The organism is Micromonospora parathelypteridis, from assembly GCF_014201145.1.
Classification (GTDB): Bacteria; Actinomycetota; Actinomycetes; order Mycobacteriales; family Micromonosporaceae; genus Micromonospora; species Micromonospora parathelypteridis.
The window spans coordinates 6691359-6717457 of the sequence record NZ_JACHDP010000001.1 but is presented as its reverse complement, the minus strand read 5'-3'; the positions used below and the strand labels follow the sequence as shown (position 1 = coordinate 6717457).

General features: G+C 72.3%; 27 protein-coding genes. 12 read left to right on the top strand and 15 right to left on the bottom strand.

Annotated elements, in window-relative coordinates; translation table 11 throughout:
* Positions 1-30: 30 nt before the first annotated feature.
* Positions 31-984: a DMT family transporter gene (locus HNR20_RS30375; protein WP_229687428.1), complete on the bottom strand. Its 954-nt coding sequence runs from the start codon at positions 982-984 to the stop codon at positions 31-33.
* Between the two features lie 93 nt (positions 985-1077).
* On the opposite strand from HNR20_RS30375, the gene HNR20_RS30370 reads away from it, so the two are divergent.
* Complete coding sequence (locus HNR20_RS30370) at positions 1078-1968, top strand: LysR family transcriptional regulator (RefSeq protein WP_184187037.1); 891 nt, start codon at positions 1078-1080, stop codon at positions 1966-1968.
* 85 nt (positions 1969-2053) lie between these two features.
* Here the strand turns inward: HNR20_RS30370 and HNR20_RS30365 are convergent, their stop codons facing one another.
* Positions 2054-2932, bottom strand: a complete 879-nt coding sequence (locus tag HNR20_RS30365) for a winged helix-turn-helix transcriptional regulator (RefSeq protein ID WP_184187034.1) — start codon at positions 2930-2932, stop codon at positions 2054-2056.
* Between the two features lie 84 nt (positions 2933-3016).
* Between HNR20_RS30365 and HNR20_RS30360 the strand changes: the two genes are divergently transcribed.
* The 3 genes from HNR20_RS30360 to HNR20_RS30350 all read left to right on the top strand — a co-directional run bounded on the left by HNR20_RS30360 (position 3017) and on the right by HNR20_RS30350 (position 5595).
* Complete coding sequence (locus HNR20_RS30360) at positions 3017-4291, top strand: MFS transporter (protein WP_184187032.1); 1275 nt, start codon at positions 3017-3019, stop codon at positions 4289-4291.
* A 91-nt stretch (positions 4292-4382) separates the two neighbouring features.
* Positions 4383-4610 (top strand): hypothetical protein, encoded by a 228-nt coding sequence (locus tag HNR20_RS30355; protein ID WP_184187029.1) that lies wholly within the window; start codon positions 4383-4385, stop codon positions 4608-4610.
* 58 nt (positions 4611-4668) lie between these two features.
* Positions 4669-5595 carry a 5'-3' exonuclease gene (locus HNR20_RS30350; RefSeq protein ID WP_184187025.1) on the top strand — a complete coding sequence of 309 codons (927 nt, stop codon included), beginning with the start codon at positions 4669-4671 and terminating at the stop codon, positions 5593-5595.
* A gap of 80 nt (positions 5596-5675) precedes the next feature.
* Here the strand turns inward: HNR20_RS30350 and HNR20_RS30345 are convergent, their stop codons facing one another.
* On the bottom strand, positions 5676-6392 hold the full coding sequence (locus tag HNR20_RS30345; RefSeq protein WP_184187023.1) for an isocitrate lyase/PEP mutase family protein: 717 nt from the start codon (positions 6390-6392) through the stop codon (positions 5676-5678).
* A gap of 41 nt (positions 6393-6433) precedes the next feature.
* Complete coding sequence (locus tag HNR20_RS30340) at positions 6434-7189, bottom strand: SDR family NAD(P)-dependent oxidoreductase (RefSeq protein WP_184187020.1); 756 nt, start codon at positions 7187-7189, stop codon at positions 6434-6436.
* A 90-nt stretch (positions 7190-7279) separates the two neighbouring features.
* Between HNR20_RS30340 and HNR20_RS30335 the strand changes: the two genes are divergently transcribed.
* On the top strand, positions 7280-7870 hold the full coding sequence (locus tag HNR20_RS30335) for a TetR/AcrR family transcriptional regulator (RefSeq protein WP_184187017.1): 591 nt from the start codon (positions 7280-7282) through the stop codon (positions 7868-7870).
* Positions 7871-7915: 45 nt separating this feature from the next.
* On the opposite strand, the gene HNR20_RS30330 is transcribed toward HNR20_RS30335, so the two are convergent.
* Positions 7916-8218 (bottom strand): GNAT family N-acetyltransferase, encoded by a 303-nt coding sequence (locus HNR20_RS30330; protein ID WP_184187014.1) that lies wholly within the window; start codon positions 8216-8218, stop codon positions 7916-7918.
* A gap of 154 nt (positions 8219-8372) precedes the next feature.
* Here HNR20_RS30330 and HNR20_RS30325 point away from each other — a divergent pair, with 154 nt between their 5' ends.
* From HNR20_RS30325 to HNR20_RS30305, 5 genes are all read left to right on the top strand, one after another.
* Positions 8373-9071 carry a DUF1223 domain-containing protein gene (locus tag HNR20_RS30325; protein WP_184187012.1) on the top strand — a complete coding sequence of 233 codons (699 nt, stop codon included), beginning with the start codon at positions 8373-8375 and terminating at the stop codon, positions 9069-9071.
* 40 nt (positions 9072-9111) lie between these two features.
* On the top strand, positions 9112-9519 hold the full coding sequence (locus HNR20_RS30320) for an MmcQ/YjbR family DNA-binding protein (protein ID WP_184187009.1): 408 nt from the start codon (positions 9112-9114) through the stop codon (positions 9517-9519).
* A 157-nt stretch (positions 9520-9676) separates the two neighbouring features.
* On the top strand, positions 9677-12583 hold the full coding sequence (locus tag HNR20_RS30315) for a glycosyl hydrolase (RefSeq protein WP_184187006.1): 2907 nt from the start codon (positions 9677-9679) through the stop codon (positions 12581-12583).
* A 217-nt stretch (positions 12584-12800) separates the two neighbouring features.
* Positions 12801-13739, top strand: coding sequence for an NHL repeat-containing protein (locus tag HNR20_RS30310; protein ID WP_184187003.1), 939 nt, complete (start codon positions 12801-12803; stop codon positions 13737-13739).
* Between the two features lie 119 nt (positions 13740-13858).
* Positions 13859-14722 carry an endonuclease/exonuclease/phosphatase family protein gene (locus HNR20_RS30305; RefSeq protein ID WP_229687429.1) on the top strand — a complete coding sequence of 288 codons (864 nt, stop codon included), beginning with the start codon at positions 13859-13861 and terminating at the stop codon, positions 14720-14722.
* Positions 14723-14748: 26 nt separating this feature from the next.
* On the opposite strand, the gene HNR20_RS30300 is transcribed toward HNR20_RS30305, so the two are convergent.
* A complete protein-coding gene (locus HNR20_RS30300) occupies positions 14749-15633 on the bottom strand; it encodes an MHYT domain-containing protein (protein WP_184186999.1) in 885 nt (294 codons plus the stop codon).
* A gap of 166 nt (positions 15634-15799) precedes the next feature.
* On the bottom strand, positions 15800-18610 hold the full coding sequence (locus HNR20_RS30295; protein WP_184186996.1) for a DEAD/DEAH box helicase: 2811 nt from the start codon (positions 18608-18610) through the stop codon (positions 15800-15802).
* A gap of 86 nt (positions 18611-18696) precedes the next feature.
* On the opposite strand from HNR20_RS30295, the gene HNR20_RS30290 reads away from it, so the two are divergent.
* The gene (locus HNR20_RS30290) at positions 18697-19467 is read left to right on the top strand and encodes an HAD family hydrolase (protein ID WP_184186993.1); all 771 of its coding nucleotides are present in this window, start codon (positions 18697-18699) and stop codon (positions 19465-19467) included.
* A 17-nt stretch (positions 19468-19484) separates the two neighbouring features.
* On the opposite strand, the gene HNR20_RS30285 is transcribed toward HNR20_RS30290, so the two are convergent.
* Together HNR20_RS30285 and HNR20_RS30280 are read right to left on the bottom strand one after the other, a co-directional pair.
* Entirely contained in the window at positions 19485-19880 is a 396-nt protein-coding gene (locus HNR20_RS30285; protein ID WP_184186990.1) for a hypothetical protein, read from the bottom strand.
* The gene (locus HNR20_RS30280; protein ID WP_184186987.1) at positions 19877-20185 is read right to left on the bottom strand and encodes a hypothetical protein; all 309 of its coding nucleotides are present in this window, start codon (positions 20183-20185) and stop codon (positions 19877-19879) included. The genes HNR20_RS30285 and HNR20_RS30280 overlap by 4 nt, the downstream gene beginning before the upstream one ends.
* A gap of 123 nt (positions 20186-20308) precedes the next feature.
* On the opposite strand from HNR20_RS30280, the gene HNR20_RS30275 reads away from it, so the two are divergent.
* A complete protein-coding gene (locus HNR20_RS30275) occupies positions 20309-21226 on the top strand; it encodes an EamA family transporter (protein WP_184186984.1) in 918 nt (305 codons plus the stop codon).
* Here the strand turns inward: HNR20_RS30275 and HNR20_RS30270 are convergent.
* The 6 genes from HNR20_RS30270 to HNR20_RS30245 all read right to left on the bottom strand — a co-directional run bounded on the left by HNR20_RS30270 (position 21189) and on the right by HNR20_RS30245 (position 26030).
* Positions 21189-22112: a diacylglycerol kinase gene (locus HNR20_RS30270; protein ID WP_184186981.1), complete on the bottom strand. Its 924-nt coding sequence runs from the start codon at positions 22110-22112 to the stop codon at positions 21189-21191. The genes HNR20_RS30275 and HNR20_RS30270 overlap by 38 nt on opposite strands.
* Before the next feature lie 146 nt (positions 22113-22258).
* A complete protein-coding gene (gene tatC / locus HNR20_RS30265) occupies positions 22259-23212 on the bottom strand; it encodes a twin-arginine translocase subunit TatC (RefSeq protein WP_184186978.1) in 954 nt (317 codons plus the stop codon).
* Positions 23213-23230: 18 nt separating this feature from the next.
* Positions 23231-23539 carry a Sec-independent protein translocase subunit TatA gene (tatA, locus tag HNR20_RS30260; protein WP_184186975.1) on the bottom strand — a complete coding sequence of 103 codons (309 nt, stop codon included), beginning with the start codon at positions 23537-23539 and terminating at the stop codon, positions 23231-23233.
* Between the two features lie 160 nt (positions 23540-23699).
* Positions 23700-23945: a hypothetical protein gene (locus tag HNR20_RS30255; RefSeq protein ID WP_184186972.1), complete on the bottom strand. Its 246-nt coding sequence runs from the start codon at positions 23943-23945 to the stop codon at positions 23700-23702.
* A gap of 10 nt (positions 23946-23955) precedes the next feature.
* Entirely contained in the window at positions 23956-25035 is a 1080-nt protein-coding gene (locus HNR20_RS30250; RefSeq protein WP_229687430.1) for a helix-turn-helix transcriptional regulator, read from the bottom strand.
* On the bottom strand, positions 25032-26030 hold the full coding sequence (locus HNR20_RS30245) for a helix-turn-helix transcriptional regulator (protein WP_184186969.1): 999 nt from the start codon (positions 26028-26030) through the stop codon (positions 25032-25034). Before HNR20_RS30245 ends, HNR20_RS30250 begins: the two co-directional genes overlap by 4 nt.
* Positions 26031-26099 lie beyond the last annotated feature (69 nt).

Genomic DNA, 26099 nt, shown 5'->3' with positions numbered 1-26099 from the left:
CATCCGGTGGTGGGGTTCGCGGCACCGCCGTCATCCGGCAGTGGCGTTGCTGGTGGCGGCGGCATGGGTGCCGGGAGTCGCGGTGTCCTTGCTGACCGATGGCGGCGGCTGCTGTCGCCGGGTCATCGCGACACCGACGAACACGACGACCATCCCCGCGATGACGCGCAGACCGATTTGCTCACCGAGCACGATCGCCCCCAGCGCCACCGAGACGACCGGCAGCAGGTACCCGACGGTGGCGGCGCTGGTCGCCCCCTCGTCCGCGATCAGCCGGTAACTGAGGTAGAAGGTGAATCCGGTGCTGAGGATGCCGAGGAGGACGACCGCGATCACGCCCCTCGGATTGAGCTCCGGCAGTGCCATCCCGCCGGCTGGCAAGGCCAGCGCGCTCAGCGCGGTGGCGGTGAGAAGCTGGGCCGCGGCGAGGGCGATCGGGGCGGTGCCCCTCCCGGTGAGCGTGCGGGCCATGTAGGCGAAGGCGACGGCGTAGCTCGCCGCCGCGCCGAGCAGGGCGAGGGTGCCCCAGCTCAGCAGCCCGGCCGCATGCCAGGGGGCGAAGATCAGCAAGGTACCGGCGAAGCCGAGCAGCAACCCGCCCAGGCGGACCGGGCCGAGGCCGCGCTCCGCCCCGACTCCGATGCCGATCAGCAGCGACCACAGCGGCGTGGTCGCGTTCAGCACGCCGGCCAGCCCGGAGTCGACGGTCTTCTCGCCGAGGCTGAAGAGGAAGAACGGCAGGGCGTTGCAGAAGAAGGCGGCCACGACGAGGTGGCACCAGGTCGTCCGGTCCCGGGGCAGTCGCTGGCGTGCGGACCAGGCCAGGCCCAGCAGGACCGCCGCGCCGAGCGCGGACCGCGCGAAGGTGATCTGGAGCGGGGTCAGACCGTTGTTCAGGGCCAGCTTGATCCAGAGAAAGCCGGATCCCCACAGCAGCGCGAGTACGACCATCCGTCGCAACGCGCCACGTCCGCCAATGCTCACTTCTTGCCTCCCGGTCGAATCGACATGAACGCTGCCGGAGTGGACTCGACAGGACAAGTGAAAGATTCTTCAGAGGCCGTTAAGCTCAGCTACATGATTGACGTACGCCGCATGCAGGTCCTCCGCGCGGTGGTTGCCACGGGCTCGGTGACCGCAGCGGCGGCGGATCTCGGGTACACCCCGTCCGCCATCAGCCAGCAGGTGGCGGCGCTCGAGAAGGAGGCCGGGATCGCGCTGTTGGAGCGCGTCGGCCGGGGCGTACGGCCGACGGCTGCCGGACGACTGCTCACCGAGCACGCGGCCATCATCGGCAAGCAACTGGCCGAGGCGGAGACGGCGCTGGCCGATCTGCGGGCCGGGCGTACCGGGCGGCTGGCGATCGGCTACTTCGCCACTTCGGGAGCCACCCTGATGGCGCCCGCGCTCGCCCGGCTCCGGCAGGCGTACCCGGGCGTGCGGGTCGACCTCAGGATGACCGACCCCGAGGACCCGCTGCCGGAGGTGACGCAGGGCCGGATCGACCTGGCCATCGTGGTCAGGTCCCCGGACCGGCCACCCGAGGGCGTCCACCTGGTCCACCTGCTCGACGACCCCTATCGCGCCGTCCTACCCAAGGGGCACCGACTCGCCTCGAAGCGGGTCATCGACCTGATCGATCTGGCCGATGAGCCGTGGGTCGGCAGCGAGTGGCCCGGCCCCTGCCTCGATGTCATCCTCGACGGCTGCGCTGCGGCCGGGTTCCAACCGAACGTGGTGGCGCGGAGCGAGGATTACGCCACCGCGCAGGGCTTTGTCGCCGCCGGCCTCGGCGTCAGTCTGATTCCGGAGTTGGGGCTGACCAACCGGCACCCCGCCGTCGTGACGCGCAAGATCCGCAACCCGGAACCCGTTCGGGCGATCCAGGCGGCGGTGCGGCAGACCTCGCTGGGCCAGCCGGCGCTCAACGGATTGCTCGCCGCACTGCGGCACGCGGCGGCCGACTGAGGCCCGCCTCGGGGGCGCGGCGGGACCGCCCGGTGTGGCACCGGGCCAGGAATCGGACGCCCATCCAGTTACCCAAGCGGGGGGCTTACAACTGGTGCTCGCGGACCAGGGTGAGCATCTCGTCCACCGAGCCCGCCGGGTCGGTGACCGGGAACTGCACGGCGCGCACCACCGTCGTGGGGTCGACCAGCAGCGTCAGCCGCTTGAACCGGGTGATCCCACCGGCCCGGAAGGTGGGCAGCAGCAGCCCGGCGGCGAGCCGGCCGTCCTGATCGGACAGGAGGGGGAACGGCAGCTCGGCGTACGCGGCGAACTCGCCGAGCTGGTCCGGCCGCTGGGTGCTGACCCCCCACACCCGCGCCCCGGACGTCTGGAAGTCCGCGTACCGGTCGGCGTAGGTGGTCGACTCCAGGGTGCAGCCACGGGCGCCGGGAATGTCGGCCCAGCCCGGCGGGTAACCCTGCGTCCCGGGCGCGTACGCCCCGGGGAAGAGGTAGAGGACGCTCCACGCGCCGCCGTCGGTCAGCGCGACCGGTTGCCCGTCCGGCCCGGGCAGGACGATCTCGGGCAGTCGCCGCCCGATCAGGTCGTGCACCCGACGCGCCTCGGCCGAGTCGGCGTCGGCGGTAGCGGTCAGCTCACCATCGCCCATCAGATGTCTCGTTCCCCAGTCCTGCAACGCGATCAGCACCGGCAGTAGCCCCTCACCCTTGGCGGTCAGCAGATAGTCGAAGCGCGGCGGGTGTCGGGAGTACGGCCGGCGCTCCAGCACACCGTGCTCGACCAGCGCGGCGAGGCGTTCGGTCAGCGCTCGCCGGCTGACACCCAGCTCGCGCTGCATCGCGTCGAAGCGGGTCGTCCCACCGGCGACGTCCCGCACGATGAGGAACGTCCACCAGTCCCCCAGCACGCCGAGCGCCTGCGCGATACCGCAGTCCGCATCAGCAAGATCCTCTCGCCGCACCCGCCACCTCCGTTCGGTCCGGGCTCGACTATAGTCCGTTCCAGATTGGAACGCACTGGTACGAGCGAACGGGGGACCGACGACATGCGCGTCGAAGATCGAGCCGGTGTGTTCTGGCGCTGGTGGACCGCCGGCACGACCAGCCTGGTCGGGTCGGCGGTCGGCTCGGTGGCCCTGCCGCTGACCGCGCTCACCGTCCTCGACGCCTCCGCGTTCCAGATGGGCGTGATCGCCGCGGCCAGCTACGTCGCCTGGATCGTGATCGGGCTGCCCGCTGGCGTCATCGTGCAGCGCCTGCCGCTGCGCGGCGCCCAGGTCGGTGCCGACCTGGCCCGCGCGGTCGCCGTCGCGTCCATTCCGCTGGCCTGGTGGTGGGGCCACCTCACCGTCGCCCACCTGGTGGTCACCGCGCTCGTAGTCAGCTTCGCCAACGTGCTCTTCGACGTGGCCAACTCGACCTTCCTGCCGAGCATCGTGGACCGCGAGCAGCTGCAGTCGCGCAACAGCCTCACCTCGGCAACCCACGCCGCCACCCAGCTCAGCGGCCCCTCGCTCGGTGGGCTCGCCGTGCAGGCGCTCGGCGCGGTGCCCACCCTGCTCGTCGACTCGGCCAGCTACCTCGTCTCGGCGGCCCTGCTGCGCACGCTGCCCGCCAGCCGGGTCGACGTGCCGGAGCGCTGGCCGCCGGTCGGCGAGCTGATTCGCGAAGGCTGGCGCTTCGTCGTGCACCACCCGGTGACGGGCCCGAGCATGTGGGCCGCGACGGCGATGAACTTCGTCTGCGGCGCGCAGCTCGCGCTCTTCCCGCTCTACCTGGTCCGCGAGCTGCACGCCCCGGCCGGCCTGGTCGGGGTGCTGCTGGCCGTCGAGGGGGTCGGCGCGTTGGTCGGGGCGGCGCTCACCACGCGGATCACCGCACGGATCGGCACCGCCCGCGCCCTGATCGCCGCCGGATTCACCACGGTCGCCGGTGCGTTCCTGCTCCCCTGGGGCACCGGCCGGCTGGCGTACGCCGCCTTCGCCGCCGGCAGCATCATCTTCTCCCTCGGGACGGTGGTGCTCAGCGTGACCACCCGGACCTACCGGCAGATCGCCAGCCCACCCGACCTGCTCTCCCGGGTGATGGCCACCGTGCGGTTCGTCTCCTGGGGCGCGATCCCCGTCGGCGGGCTGGTCGCGGGCGCGCTGGCCGGCCCACTCGGCGCCCGCGCCACCCTGTTCGTCTTCGCGGCGACCCTGGTGTGCGCGCCGCTGGTGCTGCTGCTCTCCCCCGTCCGGCACCTGCGCGACCTCACCGACCACGACCGGGACGACCCGACGCGCCCAGCCGCACCACCGGTCACCGTGGGAGGTCGGTAACCACGCCGCCGCCGGTTCGCTGGTCGAACGGCACCGGGGGTCATAGCCTGGGTCGGGGGACCGCGCGGGCTCCCCGACCGGGAGGTCCGACGTGGCAGCGAACGACACGAACCGGGGGGCGGCACGCCGTCGCTTCCAACTGTGGGCCGGGGTCCTCGCGCTCGTCGGCCTGGTCCTGCTGATCATCGGCCTCACGGTGGCCGACGGGGTCGCGGCCTGGGTCGAGGTGCTGGTCGCGATCCTGCTGCTGGTGACCAGTTACGTCGTGCAGCACCTGGCTCGGCGGGAGACCGTCTACCGACGCGACGAGCAGCGCTGACACCGCCGACGGCCGGGCGTACCCCTGATCGTCGGAGGCTTGTGCCAGGCTGTCCGGCGTGGCACACCGACCCCCGATCCTGCTGATCGACGCAGCCAGCCTCTACTTCCGGGCCTTCTTCGGCATCCCGGAGTCCGCCGCCCGGGCCGAGGACGGCACCCCGGTCAACGCGGTGCGCGGTTTCCTCGACATGCTCGCCACCCTCATCCGGGTACGCGGCGCCGACCGGATGGTCTGCGCGCTGGACTACGACTGGCGTCCCGCCTGGCGGGTCGACCTGCTGCCGTCGTACAAGGCGCACCGGGTTGCCCCGCAGGGCGGCGAGGTCGTTCCGGACACGCTCTCCCCGCAGGTGCCGATGATCCTGGAGGTGCTGGCCGCGGTCGGCATCACCGCTGTCGGCGCGACCGGTTACGAGGCGGACGACGTGCTCGGCACGCTCTCGGTGACCCAGCCGGGCCCGGTCGAGGTGGTCTCCGGCGACCGGGACCTGTTCCAGCTCATCGACGACGCCCGGCCGGTCCGGCTGCTCTACGTCGGGCGGGGCGTCGCCAAGCTCGACGACTGCGACGACGCCGCGGTGCGGGCCCGCTACGGCGTGCCGGCCGACCGGTACGCCGACTTCGCCGCCCTGCGCGGCGACCCCAGCGACGGGCTGCCCGGGGTCGCGGGCGTGGGCGAGAAGACCGCCGCCCGGCTCATCGAGCGGTACGGCAGCATCGCCGGCATCCTGGCCGCGCTCGACGACTCCGACTCGTCCTTCGCACCGGGTCTGCGCACCAAGCTCGCCGCGGCCCGCGACTACCTGGGCGTCGCGCCGACGGTGGTCCGGGTCGCCCTGGACGTGCCACTGCCGGAGCTGTCCACCGCGCTGCCGACCGCCCCGGTCGATCCGGACCGGCTGCTTGAGCTTGCCGGTCGGTGGAACCTGGCCGGCTCGGCCCGCCGGTTGGTGGACGCCCTCGCCGCCCGCGCCGACGCCTGACCGCCGGCCTCGCGGCGTCCGGCCCGGAGCCCCGCCGCGAGGGCGGGCTCCAGGTCGCAGGTCCGCTCCGAGGCGAGGCGTCAGGCCCGGAGCTTCGCCGCGAGGTCGCCGATCGCCCCCGACGCGTACCGCTGCATCTCCGGGCCGAAGGTGATGCGGGTCGCGCCCCGCCGTCCCAACTCGGCCACGGACTCCCTGCTCGGCCCGGCGGCCATGTTGAGTGGGCCCGCGATGCCCTCCCGCAGCGCCGGCAGCACCTCGATCGGCGCCAACAGGGGGTAGACGCAGTCGGCGCCGGCGGCCACGTACAGGCGGGCTCGGTGCACCGCATCGGCCGGGTCGCCCGTTCCGACCAGGAACGTGTCGACGCGCGCGTTGATGACGAGAGCGTCGCCCGCCTCCGCCCGCACCTCGGCCAGCCAGTCCGCGTGCCGCTGCGGGTCCTTGAGCGTGCCGTGCCCCTCCGAGTCCTCCAGGTTGCAGCCGACAACGCCCGCCTCCAGGAGCCGCCCGACCAATTCGCTGGGGGCGAGGCCGTAACCGCCCTCGACGTCGGCGGACACCGGAACGGAGACAGCTCGGGCGATCCGTGCCACCGCGGCGAACATCTCGTCGGCCGGGGTCGAGCCGTCCTCGTAACCGAGGGAGGCGGCGATCCCGGCGCTCGGCGTCGCGAGGGCCGGGAACCCGGCGTCGGCAAACACCCGAGCGCTGGCGGCGTCCCAGGGCCCTGGCAGGACGAGCGGGTCGCCGGCGGCGCGGCCGTGGTGCAGGGCGCGGAAGGTGGCGGCTGTCATCGTTCTTGTCTCCTCAAGGGTGCGGCGCGGCTGGTCGAGGGTCAGGCGGTGTAGCCGCCGCTGGAGTCAAGCACGGCGCCGGTGATGTAGGAGGCTGCGGGGCTCGCCAGGAAGGCGATGGCCGCCGCGGTCTCGGCCGGCTCGCTGACCCGCTTGATCGCGAGGTTGGAGACCATGCCCTGGAGCACCTCCGGGTTCGGCGGCTCCATCCCGGTCAGCATGAGGCCGGCCTGCACCATGTTGACGGTGATGCCGCGTGGTGCCAGGTCGTGGGCGACGCCCCTGGTGTAGCCGACCAACCCGGCCTTTGTCGCGGCGTAGTCGGCGAGCCCGGGAACCCCGACGCGGGTGGCGATTCCCGAGCCGATGGTGACGATTCGCCCGTTGTCGCGCAGCACCTTCGCCGCAGCGCGGATGATCGCGATGACTCCGGTGTAGTTGGTGGCGTGCATCCGGTCCAGGGCGGCGACGTCAGCGTCCGGGTCGTCGACCGTCCGGCCCTGCTCGATGGAGATCGCGGCGTTGTTGATGAGGATGTCCAGGCCACCGAGCTGGGTGACGACGTCGTTGATCAACTGCGGTGCCAGCGAGGTGTCCGCCTGGTCGTTCTGCAGGGCCACTGCCCGTACGCCCCGGCCCACCAGCTCGTCGACGACCTCGGCGGCCTTGTCGGCGGAGCCGACGTAGGTGATCGCGACGTCCGCGCCGGCATCGGCCAGGGCACGGGCCGTGGCCGCCCCGAGCCCGCGTGAGCCGCCCGTGACGAGGGCGACCTTGCCCTGAAGAAGGTGTGCCATGAGGTGTTCCTCCACGTGACCGAGTTATTGACCGTCCGGTCCACCATACGTTTGGTGGACCGTACGGTCAAGAATTGCTAGGCTGGTCACATGGCCAGGCCACGGCAGTTCGACGAGGAGCAGGTGCTCCGCGCGGTTCGGGACCAGTTCTGGGACGCCGGCTACGCGGCGACCTCGCTGGAGGACCTCATGCGGGTCAGCGGGCTGGGCAAGGGCAGCCTCTACGGCGCCTTCGGCGACAAGCACCAACTGTTCCTGCGGGCACTGCGCGAGTACACGGACACCAGCGGCGGCTACCTGCGGGAGATGCTCGCGTCCACTCCCCGCGCCCGGGACGCGTTGCGGGCGTTCGTCATGGCTCCGGCGAACGACCCGGGCGGAGCCGCCGCCCGGCGCGGTTGCCTGATGGCGAACAGCACCTCCGAGCTGGCCACCAGCGACCCCGACGTTCTCGCCGAGGCGCGACGCACCTACGAGGCGACGACAAGGCTGGTCGCCGAGTGTGTCGTACGAGCCCAGGACGAGGGTGACCTGTCGCGCGACATCGAGCCGGTCGAGTTGGCGCGCGCACTGCTCGCCGCGCAGCAGGGGCTGGTGTTCATGGGGCGCACCGGGCTGGACATCGCGACCCTGACCGCAACCGCGCGCGCCCTCGCCGCCCAGCTCCTGCCGGGCGACTGACCGGTAACGGTCGCCCGCGAGGGTGCCGAACAGCGCGTTCGGGCCTTATTTCACCTTGCGGGTCGATCGGACCACGATGCCCTCGTACTCCGGGTGCTTGACCAGCCAGTCGGCGAGGAACGGGCAGATCGGCACCACGGTCCGCTTCCTGGCCCGGGCGTCGTCCATCACGGCACGGGCCAGCGTCGACCCGACGCCCTTGCCCTCGAACGCCGGATCGACCTCGGTGTGGGTGTAGGCGATGATGGTGCCGGTCAGCTGGTAGGTGACGAACCCGGCGACCACACCCGCCTCGTCGCGCGCCTCGAATCGCTCCCGCTCCGGCACGTCTGTCACGGTGAACTGCACCAGGCCATCCAACCACCCACCCCGCCACCGCTCACGTCGAGGCCGGCCCGGGGGGGCGACAGCACGCGCATTGTCTCGGCCGTAGCGGGAAACGCAGCGGCGCCCGGCCGGTAGCAGCGCCGCCCCGACCGGTTCGTGGGAGGAGACGCGCGACATGACAGACCCGTCGACGGACGGCGGCATCGCCGTCGTGGAGATGTTCACTTCCCAGGGCTACTCGAGCTGCCCTCCCGCCGAGGAGGTGCTGACCGAGATCGAGCGCGACGCCCGGGAGCGGGGCCGGCCCGTCTTCGCCCTCGGGTTCCACGTCGACTACTGGGACGACCTGGGCTGGCCCGACCGGTTCGCGGACGCGGCGTACACCGCACGGCAGGAGGCGTACGCCCGCGCCTTCGGCACCGGGCGCCTGTACACACCGCAGATGATCGTCAACGGCACCGTCGAGTTCGTCGGATCCGATCGTCGGCGGGCGGCGGGTGCGATCGCGTCGGCCCTGACGTCGACCATGACCACGCCGCTCGCACTCTCCGTCTCCGACGCCGACGGCGGGCACCGGATGGTGTTGGACTACCAGGCCGATCATGCGCCGGGCCGCACGGTGTTGAACGTGGCGATGGTGGAGCGCGGGCTGGTCAGCGAGGTCGCCCGAGGGGAGAACGCCGGGCGGACGCTGCGGCAGGACAACGTCGTACGCGCCTTCACATCGGTGAGCATGAACGGCGGGCGGGGACAGGTGGAGCTGGCGGTGCCGCCGGATCTCGATCCGCGTGGCGCCACGGTCGTCGGCTATGTGCAGGAGAACGGCGAGCAGGCCATCATCGGCGCCACGTCCATCGACCTGTCCACCGCGTAATCTCGACACATGCGAGTGGTGTGGGGTGCGAGGAGGCTCGGTGGCTGACGCCGATGACGTACGCCGGCTGGCGCTGGCCCTGCCGCACACGGTCGAGATCGCCAGCGACGGCTTCGACTTCCGGGTGGCCGACAAGGGCTTCGTCTGGTCCTATCCGGAGCGCGTCCCGGGGAAGCCACGGGTGATCCGACTCGACGTCGCGGTGCTGTTCGTCGGCGACGAGGCCGAGAAGCAGGCTCTCCTGCTCGGCGAGCCCGAACTGTTCTTCACCGCGCCCGGCTACGACGGCCTGCCCCTGGTGCTGTTGCGCCTGGCGGCGGTCGACGTCGAACGCCTGAGTGAGCTGGTGACCGACGCGTGGCGGATGCGCGCGCCCGAGGCGCTCCTCAGCGACATCGACGGCTCCGACGGGTCGGTCATCGCGACGAGCGCGGGCGCGGGCAAATAGCGACATCAGCACGCAACGGGTAGGACACATTGACGAGGATCTCAGTACTCCATTACCGTGATTGTGAGAGCGCTCTCTCGACCGACCTTCTCCCCTAATTCAGACGCAACGCGTCGGACCCGGCAAGGGCCGTTCCCCGGCGCGCGATGGAGGCACCATGAAACCTCCCGTCCCCCACCGCCGCTGGGCCCTGGCCATCGCCACCGCTCTGGCCCTGGTCGTCGGGGGTCTCGCGATCCCCGTCACCCGCTCGGCCGAGGCCGCACCCGTCGGCGCCGGCAGCTACACCACCACCCCGGTCGGCCCGCTCCCCAGCGGATGCGGCGCGATGTCCAGCAACCCCCGGCAGTTCGTCACCGCCAACGCGCCCGCCGGGCCGGTACCCACCAACGACTGGTGGTCCTCGCTGCTGTGGAAGCGCACCGACTGCGCCTTCAGCGAGCCCCTGCACGCCCACCCGACCTCGTACGACACCTTCAGCGACGGCCTCGGCTTCTCGGCCAACTCCACCGCCGCGATCAGCGGCACCGCGACCGGCGTCGGCGAATTCCACTACCCGTACGTGCAGGACATCCGGGTCGGCGTGGCCGGGCTCGCCGCGCCCCTGGTCAGAGTCGACGGCTGGACCGACTGGACAGTCAGCCCACACTGGAGCGACGGCACCCGGACCCTGCGCGCGACCATCGGCCACGGGCTGCCCTTCGCGTACTTCCAGAGCACCGGCGGGGACGCGGTGATCGGCACCGCCGGCACCCCCGACGTCTGGTCCAACAGCGGGGCCACCATCGGCTTCCGGGTCAACGGCCACGACTACGTCGGTTTCGCGCCCAGCGGCGCCAGCTGGACCGTCGCGGGCGGCCGGATCTCGTCCACCCTGGCCGGTCGGGGCTACTTCTCCGTGGCCCTCCTGCCACCGACGTCGAGCACGGCCGAGCGCGCCGACCTCGCCGCGACCTACGGCCGGTACGCGCACGCCCACGTGACCGGCACCCAGGTGTCGTACGCCTACAGCCCGGCGACCAGCGGCCTGACCACCACGTACGCGTTCACCACGACCGCCCGGGAGGGGTCCGCCACGCAGACCGTGGTGAGCCTCTACCCGCACCAGTGGAAGTCGCTGAGTGGGTCCACCGCGATCACTCCGACCTACCCGTCCGCCCGTGGTCGGATGAGGGTGCTCACCGGCGTCAACCAGTTCCGCACCGCCATGAAGTTCCAGGGCGTCCTGCCGGAGTTGCCGGCCGTCGGCGACGGGAGCGGCACCGACCTGGCCACGCTCACCAGCCAACTGGCCGCCGTCCGCGCGAACCCGATGGACCAGCGCGGCAACGACACCTACTGGACCGGTAAAGGGCTCGGCCGGGCCGCCCGCATCGCCGAGATCGCCGACCTGGTCAACGACACCACGACACGCGACAGCGCGCTGACCGCGATCCGTAACACGCTCACCGACTGGTTCACCGCGTCCAGTGGCAAGACCAGCAGGGTCTTCTACTACGACAACAACTGGGGCACGCTGATCGGCTACCCGGCGTCGTACGGCTCCGACCAGGAGCTCAACGACCACCACTTCCACTACGGCTACTACATCGCCGCCGCGGCGACGCTTGCCAAGTTCGACCCGGCGTGGGCTTCCACCAGCCGTTACGGCGGCATGGTCGACCTGCTGATCCGCGACGCCAACAACTACCGGCGCGGCGACACCCAGTTCCCGTACCTGCGCGACTTCGACATCTACGCCGGCCACGACTGGGCGTCCGGGCATGGCTCGTTCGGCTCCGGCAACAACCAGGAGTCCTCGTCGGAGGGGATGAACTTCGCCAACGCGCTGATCCAGTGGGGGCAGGTGACGGGTAACACCGCCGTCCGCGACGCGGGCGTCTTCCTCTACACCACCCAGGCGGCGGCCATCCAGGAGTACTGGTTCGACGCCAGCGACCAGAACTTCCCCGCGGCCTTCGGGCACTCGACGGTCGGCATGGTCTGGGGTGACGGCGGCGCGTACGCCACCTGGTTCAGTGGCGAGCCGGAGATGATCCAGGGCATCAACCTGCTGCCGGTCACCGGAGGACACCTCTACCTGGGCAACAACCCGGCGTACGTGCGGACCAACTACGCCGAGCTGGTCCGCAACAACGGCGGGCAACCGACGGTGTGGCAGGACATCCTCTGGCAGTTCCAGGCCCTCGGCGACGCGGACGCGGCACTGGCGAACCTTCGTGCCAACCCCGGCTACACCCCGGAAGAGGGTGAGAGCCGGGCACACACCTTCCACTGGATTCGCAACCTCGCGGCCCTGGGCACCGTCGACACGACGGTGACCGGCAACCACCCGCTGTCGGCGGTGTTCTCGCGCAACGGGGCGCGCACCTACGTGGCGTCGAATCCGACCGCGTCGCCGATCACGGTGACGTTCTCCAACGGCACCAGCCTCACCGTGGGGGCCGGCAGGACGGCCACCACCGGGGCGTACACCTGGAGCGGTGGCAACGCGGCCGGCGGCGTGACGCCGGGGCCGACGACTCCCCCACCGACGACCCCACCGCCCACGACGCCACCGCCGACTACCCCGCCGCCCACGACGCCACCCCCGACCTCGGGCGGTCCGACGCGGTACCTGCTGCCCGGGGGTGGGTTGGGCGCCGCCGGTAGCGCGGCCACGACGACGGTCGTGGCGGCCAACGGAAACCACGACGGTACGCCCACCAACGCGCAGGTCTTCACCGCGACCGGCCTCAACCTCGCCTACTCCGGCGGGCAGACCACGTTCGACCTGTTCGTGGACGCCGGGACAGCGGTCGGCAACGGGGTGCAGGTGCGGATCTCCTACGACCTCACCGGCAACGGCAGTTGGGAACGGGTGGAGACGCTGCGCTACTTCGCCACCGACCCGGTCCCCGGCTATGAGCACTACACCCAGAGCGCCGGCCTCGCCTCGGCCACCGGCACGTTGGGCTCACTGAGCAACGGCACGGTTCGGGTGGAGATCTGGTCGGCGATCGGCAACAACCCCAGCACCGTGGGCATCGGCAACCAGTCGGTGCTGCGGCTTCCGTACTCCTGATCGATCCATCCGGTCCTGACACGGGTCGACAAGGTGCTGGGCGTGGCGAACCAGCCGACTGTCCACGCCCGACGGGTCACCGGCGGCGGTCCGAGGAGACCGTCGCCGGTGACCCCGGGCAGGTAGCTCGCGCCGGACGTACAGTGGGTTGGGTCCTGGCCCCATTGATCGTGGCGGATCGACGGCGCGTGCCGCGTTTCCGCCCGGAAGGAGCACAGTGAACCGACCCCTCAGGGCCGCGCTCGGCGGCGCCCTGACCGCCGCTCTCCTGACCTCCGTCGCCGTCGCCCCCGCGCAGGCGCATCCCGGACGGCGGCTGCCCACCGTCCTCGCCCTGCCCGAAGGGTTCCAGCCCGAGGGCATCGCCGCCGCCGGCCGGTACGCGTACTTCGGCTCCCGCGCCACGGGCGCCATCCAGCGCGTCGACCTGAAGACCGGCCGGGGTACGACGATCGGCGCACCCACCGGCACCCCGTCGCTCGGCCTCAAGATCGACCCACGCGGCCGGCTCTTCGTCTCCGGCGGCACCGCCGGCGACGCCCGCGTGCTCGACACCCGCACCGGCGAGGTGCTGGCGCGCTACCAGTTCGCCACCGCCCCGACGTTCGTCAACGACGTCATCCTGACCCGCGACGCCGCGTACTTCACCGACTCCAACCGCCCGGTGCTCTACCGGCTGTCGCTCGGCCGTGGCGGCGCGCTGCCGCCCGCCGACACGTTCACCACCATCGCGCTGACCGGCGCGTACCAGCAGGTCGGCACGGGCGTGAACCTCAACGGCATCGCCACCACACCCGACGGACGGGCGCTGATCGTCGTCCAGTCCAACACCGGAACGCTGTACCGGGTCGACCCGGCAACCGGCGCGACCACCGTCGTGGACGTGCCCGGTTACACCTTCGCCAACGGCGACGGGCTGCTGCTGCGCGGCCGCACCCTCTACGTCGTGCAGAACAGGCTCAACCAGATCGCGGTGGTCACGCTGAACCGCGCCGGCACGACGGGGACGGTCACCGGCACCATCACCGACCCGAACTTCGACGTGCCCACCACCGTCGCCGAGGCGTTGGGCCGGCTCTACCTGCCCAACGCCCGCTTCACCACGCCGCCGACCCCGACCACGCCGTACACGGCCGTCGCGGTCCGCACCCGCTGAGCAACCCGAGGGGGTACGCGCGGTGCGCGTACCCCCTCGGTAGCCCACGCGCGGTCCGGTCGCCGGTACGATCACCGGCACCTCGGCGAAGACTGTCGCCTCCTTCACCCGGAGCCCGCGTGGCCGACCGTTCCTTCCGATTCCTGCGTCGGGCCCTGGCCGTCGGCTGCCTGATCGCCGCCGCCGGACTGCCCGCCGGCGCGTCGGTGACCAACTCGACGGACGCCGCCGAACCCACGATCCTGCGGGTGCTCCAGCTGAACCTCTGCAACAGCGGCCGCGCCGGCTGTTACACCGGCCGGTCGCTGACCCGGGCCGCCGAGGTGATCAGCGCGGAGGCTCCCGACCTGGTCACCCTCAACGAGATCTGTCGGGACGACGTGACCGCCCTGGAGCGGGTGTTCGCGGCCGTCCACACCGGCCGGGTCGCCGTGTCCGCGTTCCAGGCCGCCGGCGACCGTCCGAGCGGCGCCGACACGCGGTGCCGCAACGGCCAGCCGTACGGCGTCGGGCTGCTGACCCACGTGCGGACACCGGACACCCCGCGTGCCGTGTACGGCGGTTTCCACCCGACCCAGGACGTCGCGGACCCCGAGGAACGATCCTGGCTCTGCGTCGACGTCGACGGTGCTCTGCTCGCCTGCACTACTCATCTCGCGGCAACCGGTTACCGCGTCGCGCTCACCCAGTGCCGCCACCTGCTCGACACGATCCTGCCGACGATCCGCGGGCGCGCCGGGTACGCGCCGGTGGTGCTGGGCGGCGACCTCAACCTCCGCGACGGCGGCGACCCCGACGTGCGGTCCTGCACGCCGCCGGGTCACCAGCGGATCGACGACGGCGCGGTGCAACACATCGTGGCGACGCTCGACGTCACGCTCTGCTGCCGCAGGTCGGTCGCCATGCACGGGGCGACCGACCATCCCGGGCTGCTGGCCACCCTCAGCATCGACGGCAACCGGCCCGGCCGCCCGCCGACCTGACCCTCCCCCGCGAGCACCGCCCGGCGTCATCGGGGTGGCGTGTCCCGGCGGGACGGGAACGGGGTGCCCGGCTGGCCGAGGGTCGAGCGGGCGCGCAACCCGACCGGGTCCGGAGCGGAGACCGGCGTCACGGCGGCCGGCTCCGGGACCCGCCGCCCGTCCAGGTACGCGGCGGCGGCCCGGTCGTCGTCGTTCGGCGCGGCGAGCAGGGCGTAGAGCAGACCCACCACGCCGAAGATCACCGCCACCACGATCGGCACCAGCAGCGTGCTCACCGAGGCGCCGGTCACCTCGCCCGTACCTTCGTGGCGGTGCACCGACAGGGCGCTCATCCCGGTGAAGTGCATTCCGTTCACGGCGATGCCCATGACCAGCGCGGAGGCGAAGATCGCCAGCCCTCGTCGGACGGTCATCGCGAGCCACAGCGCGACGGTGGACGCCACGACGGCGATGACCACCGAGAGCACGACCCGGATGGTGTCGTAGCCGAGGCTGCCGTTGAGGCGCATCGCCGCCATCCCGGTGTAGTGCATGGACGCCACGCCGGCACCGGTGAAGACGCCACCCGCGACCAGTCGTACCGGATTCAACCGGCCGGTGCCCACGATGGCCAGGCCGATGCCGACCGCCACCACGGCGATGACCGTGCTGGCCACGGTCAGCGGCACGTCGAAGCGGATCCGGGTGCCGTCGACGGCGAAGCCGAGCATGGCCATGAAGTGCATCGCCCAGATGGCGGTTCCACCCAGTGCCCAGGCCGACAGCAGACCCCACCACGCCCGCTGGCCGGCCGTGCCCGCCGTACGGATACGCCCGGCGCAGATCAGCCCGAGGACCGAACCGAGTACGGACAACGCGTAACTCAGCGCGGGCGTGATCCATCCATACTCAAAGTGATTGATGTCCGCCACGGCGGTCCTCTCCCCATTGGTTACCGGCGCGTCAACAAATGCGCTCGGGCAATGATCAGGGGTGCCGTGAACAGCGGCGACAGCGCCCCCCGAGCTATCCGGGGGGTGCCGTAGCGGTGACAGTCCGACACATCAATTCGTCAGCGATGACGACGGAATGTGACGATCAGGCGGAGGTGTGGTACGCCAGGACGCCCCGGTTGATGGCCGCGATCGCCTGTCGGGCGGTCGAACGCAGCTCCGGCGAGGCGCCGCCGGAGTCGGCGAGCTGACCGAGCAGGTCGACCACCTGTCGCGCCCACCGGACGAAGTCACCGGCGGGCATCTCACCGTCCATCTCGTGACCGCTGCCGAGCACCTTGGCCAGCGCCTCACCCCGGGCCCACCGGTAGACGGGCCAAGCGAAGCCGAGATCCGGCTCCCGGGTCGCGGTCAGCCCGCGTGCCGCCTCGTCGGCCTCGATCTCCCCCCACAGCTTCAGCGTCTCGTCCACCGCGTCTGCCACCGGCCCGCGCGGCAACGACGCCCGCTCGTCGACGTCCCGGCGCGCCTCGAAGACCACCACGGACACCGCGGCTGCCAACTCGGACGGGGACAGCCCGTTCCACACTCCCCGGCGCAGGCACTCGGCGACCAGCAGGTCCGCCTCGGTCCAGATCCGACCGAGCATCCGACCAGCGTCGGTGACCGCGCCGTCGCGGGCGAGATAGCCGCGCTCGGTCAGCAGCGCCACGATCCGATCGAAGGTCCGCGCGAGGGAACCGGTGCGCCCGGAGACCCGCTCGCGCAGCTCCTCGGTGTCACGCTCCAGCCGCCGACGCCGTTCCGCCCAGCGGGCGTGGTCCTCCCGCTCCGGGCAGGCGTGGCAGGGGTGGTGCCGCAGCTCGGAGCGGAGCTGGGTGAGCCGGTGGTCCTCGCCGGTCGCCTGCCGGGAACGGCCACCCCGTCGGCCGCCGTGCCGGTCCAGGCCGGTGCCGCTGACCTCGGCGGCGAGATCACGCCGCGCGCCCGGCGAACGGTGGTTGAAGTGCTTCGGCACCCGGATCCGAGCCAGCACCTCGGCGGGAGTGCTGAAGTCGCCGGGGCTGACCCGCCCGGCCCAGCGGTCCTGGGTGAGCACCAGCGGTCGGGGCTCACCGAACCCACCGGTCGCCGGGTCCAGCACGACGGCCAGCCCGGCCCGCCGGCCCGACGGAACCCGGATCACGTCGCCGACCCGCAGCCGCTCCAGCGACGCCACCGCCGCGGCCTTGCGCTGGGTCTGCCCCTGCCGGGCGATCGCCTTCTCCCGGTCGGCGATCGCCACCCGCAGCGCGAAGTACTCGTCGAAGTCGCCGTGATGGCAGGCGGCCTCCGCGCCGTACGCCTCGATCGTCTCGGTGTTGCGCTGCACCTGCCGGGCCAGGCCGACCACCGACCGGTCCGCCTGGAACTGGGCGAACGAGGACTCCAGCAGAGCACGGGCCGGCTCCGCGCCGACCGTGCCGACCAGGTTCACCGCCATGTTGTACGAGGGCCGGAAGCTGGAGCGCAGCGGGTAGGTGCGGGTGGAGGCGAGCCCGGCCACGTGCCGCGGGTCGGTCTCCGGGGACCACACCACGACGGCGTGCCCCTCCACGTCGATGCCACGACGGCCCGCCCGACCGGTGAGCTGGGTGTACTCCCCCGGGGTCAGGTCGACGTGCGCCTCGCCGTTGTACTTCACCAGTCGTTCCAGGACCACGCAGCGGGCCGGCATGTTGATGCCCAACGCGAGGGTCTCGGTGGCGAAGACCGCCTTGACCAGACCGCGGACGAACAACTCCTCGACGATCTCCTTGAACACCGGCAGCATGCCGGCGTGGTGGGCGGCCAGGCCGCGCTCCAAGCCGTCGAGCCACTCCCAGTAACCCAGCACCGACAGGTCCTCGCCGGGAATCGCGGTGACCCGCGACTCGACGACGCGGCGGATCTCGGTCCGTTCCTCGGGCGAGGTGAGCCGCAGCCCGGCGGCGAGGCACTGCTGCACGGCGGCGGCGCAACCGGCCCGGCTGAAGATGAACAGGATCGCCGGAAGCAGACCCTCCCGATCCAGCCGGTCGACGATGTCCGGGCGCAGCGGGCCACGCCAGCGCGGGCCACGCCGGCCGGCGCCGGGCCCCGCGCTGCGGCCCTCGCCCAACTCCAGCCGCCGGGCGGTCTCTCGGGTGTAGCGCAGCAGTTCCGGGTGCACATCGTGCTTGCGGGCCGCGTCGGCGTCGTGGAACAGGTCGAACATCCGCTTACCGACGAGCATGTGCTGCCACAACGGCACCGGCCGGTGCTCGCTGACCACCACGGCGGTCTCGCCGCGCACCGTGACCAGCCAGTCGGCGAACTCCTCGGCGTTGGAGACGGTCGCCGACAACGAGACCAGGGTGACCGAGGCGGGCAGGTGGATGATCACCTCTTCCCACACCCCACCGCGGAACCGGTCGGCCAGGTAGTGCACCTCGTCCATCACCACGTACGCCAGCCCCTGCAGGGCGCTGGAGCCCGCGTAGAGCATGTTGCGCAGCACCTCGGTGGTCATCACCACCACCGGCGCGTCACCGTTGATGGCGTTGTCGCCGGTCAGCAGGCCCACCTGGTCGGCGCCGTACCGGGCGACCATGTCGTGGTACTTCTGGTTGGACAACGCCTTGATCGGCGTGGTGTAGAAGCACTTGCGCCGGGCCGGCGGGGCCGGCGGGGTCGACGCGTCGTCGGCGGGCGCCGGGTCGTCGGGCCGCCCGCGCAACGCCAGGTGGACCGCGAACTCCCCGACCACCGTCTTACCGGCACCGGTGGGAGCGCAGACCAGCACACCGCTGCCCCGCTCCAACGACTGACACGCCTCCCGTTGGAAGTCGTCGAGATCGAACCCCAGGTCAAGGGCGAACTCGTCCAGCGCCGGAAACTGTGAGGCCTGTGCGGCCTGGCGGCGCGCTGCTGCGTACCGCTCGGCGGGGCTCGACATGGCACCAAGATTAGTGCGTGCCGGGACACGCCACTCGACAAGGCCGTCCGGCCGGGCCGTCGGCGGCGGTCGGTAGGGTGCACGGCGTGCCGGACCATGCCGAACCGCCCCAGACCCCTCCGCCGGGCAGCGCCGAGGCCGTCGCCGCCCCGCGGGCGTCCCGACGGCCCGTCAAGGCGGTGCTCTTCGACTTCCACGGCACCCTGGCCCAGGTGGAGGAGCCCCGGCAATGGGTGCTGGAGGCCGCGGCGACGTGCGGGGTCACCCTGGACCGGGTCCGTGCCACCTCGCTGGCCGACCGGCTGCTGACCGCCGGGCGCGCGGGCGGGCCACTGCCTGCGCGGGTGCCGCCCCGGCTGGCCGAGCTGTGGGCCGACCGGGACCTCTACCAACACGCCCACCGGGGCGCGTACACCGGGCTGGCCGAGACGGTCGACGCCGGCATCGACGGCTTCGCCGAGGCGCTCTACGAGCGGCTGCTGATCGCCGAGGGCTGGCTGCCGTACGCGGACACCGCGCCCACGCTCACCGCGCTGCGCGACGCCGGGGTGCCGGTGGCGGTGGTCAGCAACATCGGCTTCGACCTGCGACCGCACTTCGACGCGTGGGGGTTGACCGACCTGGTCGACGCGTTCGTGCTCTCGTACGAGGTGGGGCGCTGCAAGCCGGACCCGGCGATCTTCTGGCGTGCGTGCGGGATGCTCGGCGTCGACCCGGAGCAGACGCTGATGGTCGGTGATTCACCGGCGGACGCGGGCGCGGTCACCGCCGGCTGCGCGGTGCTGGTGCTCCCGGCCGCCGAACCGGGTCGGGAGAACGGCCTGGGCGCCGTGCTCGATCTCGCCCTGCCGGGCTGACCGTGGGGGTCGTGCCGTCAGTCGGGAATGTGGATCACCGGTAGCTCGCCGTCGCCGTACCGGTCCTCCCCGGTCAGGATCGACGCGTCGTGTTCGAGGACGGCCAGCACCGTGCTCGCCAGGTCGGCGCGACCCGTCACCGTGCGCCAGAAGCTGAGTTCGTGCCAGGAGTGCCCCTCGGTGGAGAGCACCTCGCAGGCGTCGAGGGACAGCAGCCGGTGAAGGGTCGCCCGCTCCTTCGGGTCGCTGACGATCGCCATGGCCTCCGCCGCGGTCACCGCGGTGACGCCGAACCGGTTGCGGTCCTGGATGACCTCGTGCAGCGGCTCCCCGACATGCACCGATCCCGCCAGGTAGGCCAGCAGTGCCGACCGGTCCAGTACGAGCCGGACCGGCCGGTCGTCGGCGGTCACGCGGCCGGCTGGTCGACAGTGCCGGCGGCGGCGTCCAAGGCGGTTTGGCGTGCCCGCTCGCGAAGTGCTCGGCGGCGCTCCGGCGACCAGTCGGCCTCGACGGCGGCCCGGCGGGCGCGTGCCTCGGCAACGCCCTGGTCGGTGATCTGAATGCCCTGGTGGGCCAGTTCCGCGTCCAGGGCGTCCAGACGCATCCGGTCACGGACGGCCTGGGTGATGTACGCGCTCGCGTTGGTCTCGCGCTCCAGGCGCTCCGCCACGTCGGGTGGCACGGAGATCGACAGTTTCCGCATCGCGCTGGTCATACCAGGGACCGTACGCCGGTAGCACCGCATTGGCGAACACTTACGCCGTGTCGGCTTCGCGGTGCCGCTCGTAATGGCAGGTGGACACCGGCGTCGGGTGGCCGAGACTGACCGCCTACCGTCGTGCCCGTGACCGACACGCTGCTGCCCACCCCATCGCCGGCCGACACGCCAACGGCCCGGCGCGGTGGTATCGCCGCCGTGGGCCTGGTGCTCGGCGGGGCCCTGTCGGTGCAGTTCGGGTCCGCCGTGGCCGCGCTGCTCTTCCCGCGCACCGGGGTGGCCGGCGCGGTGACCCTACGGCTGACGATCTCGGCGCTGTTGCTGCTCGTCGTCTGCCGGCCCCGACTGCGCGGGCACGACCGGTCGGCCTGGCTCGCGGCGGGCGCGTTCGGGCTGGCGCTGGCCGGCATGAACTCGCTGTTCTACCAGGCCATCGAACGCATCCCGCTGGGCCCGGCGGTGACGCTGGAGGTGCTCGGCCCGTTGGCGCTGTCGGTGTTCGGCGCCCGACGACTGGCCAGCTGGGGCTGGGCAGGGCTGGCGTTGGCCGGGGTGGCGCTGCTCGGGCAGGGCGGCTTCGACCGGCTGAACCCGGCCGGAGTCGCCTTCGCGTTCGGCGCGGGCGCGATGTGGGCCGCGTACATCGTGCTGAGCGCCCGGGTCGGCGGGCGGTTCCCGGGCGCCGACGGGCTGGCCCTGGCGCTGACCCTCGCCGCCCTGGTCACCCTGCCACTGGGCATCGCCGACGGTGGTGCGGTGCTGCTCGACCCACAGGTGCTGGCGCTCGGCACCGCCCTCGCGGTGCTCGCCTCCGGGCTGCCCTACACGCTGGAGCTGCTGGCGCTGCGGCGGATGCCCACCGCCACCTTCGCGGTGCTGATGAGCCTCGGCCCGGCCATCGCCACGCTCGCCGGGTGGCTGGTGCTGCGGCAGGCGCTGACCCTGCTGGAGTGCGCCGCCATCGTGCTGGTCATCGCGGCCAGCATCGGAGCGGTACGGGTCAACGCAGCAGCCGCAGGGCGCCCGGGACGGCGGTGATCGTCACCGGCAGGTCCAGGGAACGTTCCCCGTCGGCGTACGTGGTGATGCCCTCGGCGGTCAGCTCCACGGTGCGGGCCCGGAAGCTGCGCACGAGCGGATGGCTGACGTGGGTGCCCTGGTAGATGCGCGGCTTCACCCGGATGAGGGTCCACCGGTCGACCCGGCCCGCCACCACCACGTCGAGCAGCCCGTCGGTCGGGTCGGCGTCGGGGCAGATCCGCATACCCCCGCCGTACGTCGGGCAGTTGCCCACCGCCACCAGCACCGCGTCCAGCTCGTGCGGCACCCCGTCGAGGCGCAGCGTGTAGCGCCGGGGTCGCAGCCGGGCCAGCTCGACCAGGATCGCCAGGTCGTACCGGCGGGGGCCGCGCGGCCAGCGCATCCGGTTGGCCCGCTCGTTGACGATCGCGTCGAACCCGGCACCGAGCACCGCCCCGTACCAGCGCTCGACGCCGTCGGCCCCGGTCATCCGGGCCAGGTCGACCGGTCGGCTCCGGCCGTCGCGCAGCGCTGACGCGATCACGTCCGCCGCCACCAGCGGGTCGGCCGGGAAACCGGTGTCCAGGGCGAAGTCGTTGCCGGTGCCGGCGGGGATCGGGCCGAACGGCACGTCGGTGCCGGCGACGGCCTGCAACGCCCGGTGCACGGTGCCGTCCCCGCCGATCGTCACCAGCGCGCCAGCACCATCGGCGACCGCGGCACGGCAGGCCGCTTCCGCCTCGGCGGGGCTGGACGCCGGCAGCAACCGGACCGGCCGACCGGCAGCGGCCAGACCGTCCAGCAGCCGGGGCAGCAGAGCGCGGTGCCGGCCCCGTCCAGCGGTCGGGTTGGCGAGCACGGCGACCGGGCCGGGCAGGTGATCGTCTGCGGTCACGGGCAGCACCGTACCGGTCGGACACCCGCCGTTCACCAGGGGCGGGCGACATCACGATCAGTCCCCGCGTCGGCGCGCGGGGTGAGGTCGCGAACGCGCCGACGCCGCCCCCGGGGACCGGGGACGGCGTCGGTGGACCGGGCGGCGCAGGGCCGTCAGGTCATGTCGTCGTAGCGCCGCTCGATCGGAGCCGGCTTTGCGATCGGCTCGGGTACGCCGATCGGCGCGGTCGCGTCGACCCGCTGCCCGGCCACGACCGGATCCTTGTCGAACTCCAACGGCGACACCTCGTCGTCGTCGATGCCGGCGTAGACCTCCTTGCCACGGCCACGTCGCCTGTCGTTGATGAACGCGACCCCGACCGCGGCGAAGTAGAGCGCGGAGAGACAGATCGCCAGCGCGGTCATCCCGAACGGGTCCGGGGTGGGGGTGACCACGGCGGAGAACGCGAAGAACACGAAGATCGCCACGCGCCACCAACTGAGCAACCGCTTCGCGCTGGCCAGGCCGACGAAGTTGAGCATCAGCACGATCAACGGGAACTCGAACGCCACACCGAACAGCAGGATCAGGTTGGTGACGAACGAGATGTACCGGGTGACTTCGAGGTTGGTCGAGATGTCATCGCCGGAGACGTTCAGCAGGAACTCGAGGCCCTTTGTGGTGACGAAGAAGGCCAGCACCGCGCCGGCCGCGAACAGCGGCGCGGCCAGAGCGGTGAAGACGTACGCGTAGCGCCGCTCGTGCCGGTGCAGGCCCGGCGCGATGAACGCCCAGAGCTGGTAGAGCCAGATGGGCGCCGCGATGATCAGGCCCACCCACAGGCCGATCTTCAGGTTCAGCAGGAAGACGTCCGCCACGCCGAGCTGGACGAACTTGCACTTGCCGGTCGCCGCGTCGATCGACGCCGGAAGGTCACAGTACGGCTTCGACAGCAGCACCCGGACCGGCGTTGCCAGCCAGATGCCGATGCCGAAGCCGAGCATGATCGCCAGCGAGGCGCGGAACAGGCGGTTGCGCAGCTCGCGAACATGCTCGATGAGCGTCATCGAGCCGTCGGCGGCCCGCTCGAAGGTGCTCGGGCCGCGTTTACGCAGGGCGAAGGCCACGGTGGTGGGGCCTTTCGGTCAGTTGTCGCGGACGCGGTGCACCGGGTCGACGACCGGCTGCTGCACCGGTGCCTGCTGGTACGGCGCCTGCTGCGGGGCGTACGGCGCCTGCTGCCCGGCGTGCGGCGGCAGCGGCTGGTAGCCGGCCTGCGCGTCGGCCTTCTCGGCGAGGTCGCGGTCGTCGTCCTGCAGGCTCTTGGTCTCGGCCTTGATGATCCGCAGCGACCGACCCAGCGAACGGGCCGCGTCGGGGAGGCGCTTCGCACCGAAGAGCAGGATCAGCACAACCACGAGAACAGCGATGTGCCACGGCTTGAGGGCACCCATGAGAAGCTCCAGTCGCTCTGTGTCCGAGGGGTGGTTCGCAGCCCATCGTACGTGCGGATCGGCTGGTTGCCACCCGCCGGGTGGTGGTGGTCTGGCCCAAAGAGTGAAGTGTTGACCAACGCGCGATGATCCGTCAACCGCCGCCGGGGCGAAGGCCCGATCAGCCCCGCTTGGCCTTGATCAACTCGAGTCGCCGCTGTGTGGTGTCGAGTTGATGTTGGATGCCCTCGGCGCGCTGCTGCAACGCCTCGGCGGTCTCCCGCAGCGACTCGGCCTCGCTCGCCCGCCGCTGCAACGCCACCGCGGCGCGGCGCAGCTGAGGCAGCCGGGTCAGCACCGGGCGCACGGCCAGCGCGAGCGCCACGAGCGGAAGCAGCACCACCGCGAGCACGATCCAGATCAGCACGGCGGTCAGCCTACTGGGTGCGGCCGGCCACCGCCGGGTCACCCGACGGCACGCCGAGCGGACCCACCGGGTCCGGTGTCCCGGAATCAGACGCGGGTCGCCGGGGCGCGGCCGTGGGGGCCGGCACGGCGTACGCGTCCAACGCGCTGGCCGCCGCCGCCCGCACCTGCTCGGCCAGCTCGACCGGGGCGACCACGATGGCGTCCGGGCCGAGGCCCAGCACGAACCGGCGCGCCCACCCCAGGTCGGTCACCCGCAGGGAGACGAGCCACTGATCGCCGTCGCCGGCCTCCACCCGCTCGCACGGGTAATACTCGGTGATCCACCGCTCGCCCCGGCCGATCCGCAGCGTGATCAACGGCAGGTCGGGCGAGGGGCGGAAGACACCCTCGGTGAGGTCGTGCGGGACGGCCTGCGGCGGCACGGTCGCCGGCTCGCCCAACTCGGTGATCGCGTCGATCCGGTCGGCCCGGAACAGGCGGACCGCCTCCGCGCGCCGACACCACGCCTCCACGTACGCCCGGCCGCCGACCATCAGCATCCGCAGCGGGTCGATGACACGCTCGGTGGTCTCGTCCCGGGCCGCCGTGTAGTAGGTGATCCGCAGCGCCTTCCCGCCCTCCACGGCGGCACGCAGCGCCTCGACCCGCCGGGTGTCCCCCGGCAGCCGGACCGCCACCGGCGCGCCCACCAGGTCCCCCGCGTCCTCGATCTTGGCCAGGGCCCGTTCGACGGCCTCGCGGTTGGCCACGCCGGGCGTCTCGGCGAGCATCCGCAGCGCCACCACCAGCGCGAGGGCCTCGTCCGGGGTGAGCCGCAACGGCCGGTCGATGCCGGCGTCGTAGGTGATGGTCACCCGGTCACCGTCGAACGCCATGTCGATCAGATCACCGGGGCCGTAGCCGGGCAGCCCGCACACCCAGAGCAGCTCCAGGTCCTCGCGTAGCTGTCGTTCGGTGACGCCCAGGTCACCGGCCGCCTCGGCGATCTCGATGCCGGGCCGGGCCAGCAGGTAGGGCACCAGGTTGAGCAGTCGGGCCAGCCGGTCGGCGGACGCGCGCGAACCGCCCCGGGCGGCCGGGCGGGTCACCGGGCACCACCGGTGGCGGTCAGCTCGTCGTGTCGGACGGCGATCTCCTTGAGTCGTTGGATGACGGCCTCGCGGACCTCCGGCGGGTCGAGCACGCGCACGTCCGGGCCGTAACCGACCAGGTGGCCGGCCAGCCCGTCCGGGTCCGCGTACGGCAGGACCAACCGGTCGCCGTCCGGCCCGGTGGTCACCTCCACCGCCCAGCGGCGCAGGCCGGCGGCCCGGCCCGGTGCGGCCAGCACGGTGGCCCGGCCGGTGCGCTCCACGGGACCCGACCAGCGGGCCACGTGGCTGATCAGGTCGACATTGGCCGGCGGCTCGTACGCGCCCGGCGCGCCGGTCACCCGGACCGTGCCGACGACCCGGGAAAGTCGGAAGCAACGGGTCGCCGCCCGGTCCAGGTCGTGGCCCACCACATACCACCGGCCACGCCAGCAGACCACCCCCCACGGTTGCAGCCGCCGACGGCTCGGCGCGTCGCGGTCGGGCACCCGGTAGTCGAAACCGACCTCGCGCCGGTCCCGGGCGGCGGCGGTCAGCGGCGCGAACGCCGGGTCGACCGTGACCATCGGCTCCAGACCGAGGGTGGCCTGCGGGTCCACATCCACCCCGGCAGCGCGCAGCTTCGCCAACCCGGACGACGCGGCGGCGGCCAGCCCGGCGTGCTGCCACAACCGGGCGGCGATGCCCACCGCCGCGGCCTCATCGGGCTCGAGGAGGATGTCGGGCAACGCGTATTCGCGGTGGGCGATCCGGTAGCCGGGCTCGGCGTCGAAGGCGCTCGCCGTGCCGGTCTCCAGTGGCACACCCAGCTCGCGCAGCTCGGCCTTGTCCCGCTCGAACTTGCGCTGGAACGCTTCGTGGTCGCGTGCGTCGTCGGGGTCGTGCTCGTAGCCGGGCACGGTCGCGGCGATCTGCGCGGCGGTCAGGAACCGTCGCGTGGACAGCAGGCAGATCACCAGGTTGACCAGGCGTTCGGTGCGGGTCCGCGACACGCCGTAGACGCTAGCAGCCGACACGCCCGCGACGTGCACCCGCGCGGGCGTGCCGCACAACTGTTCGGA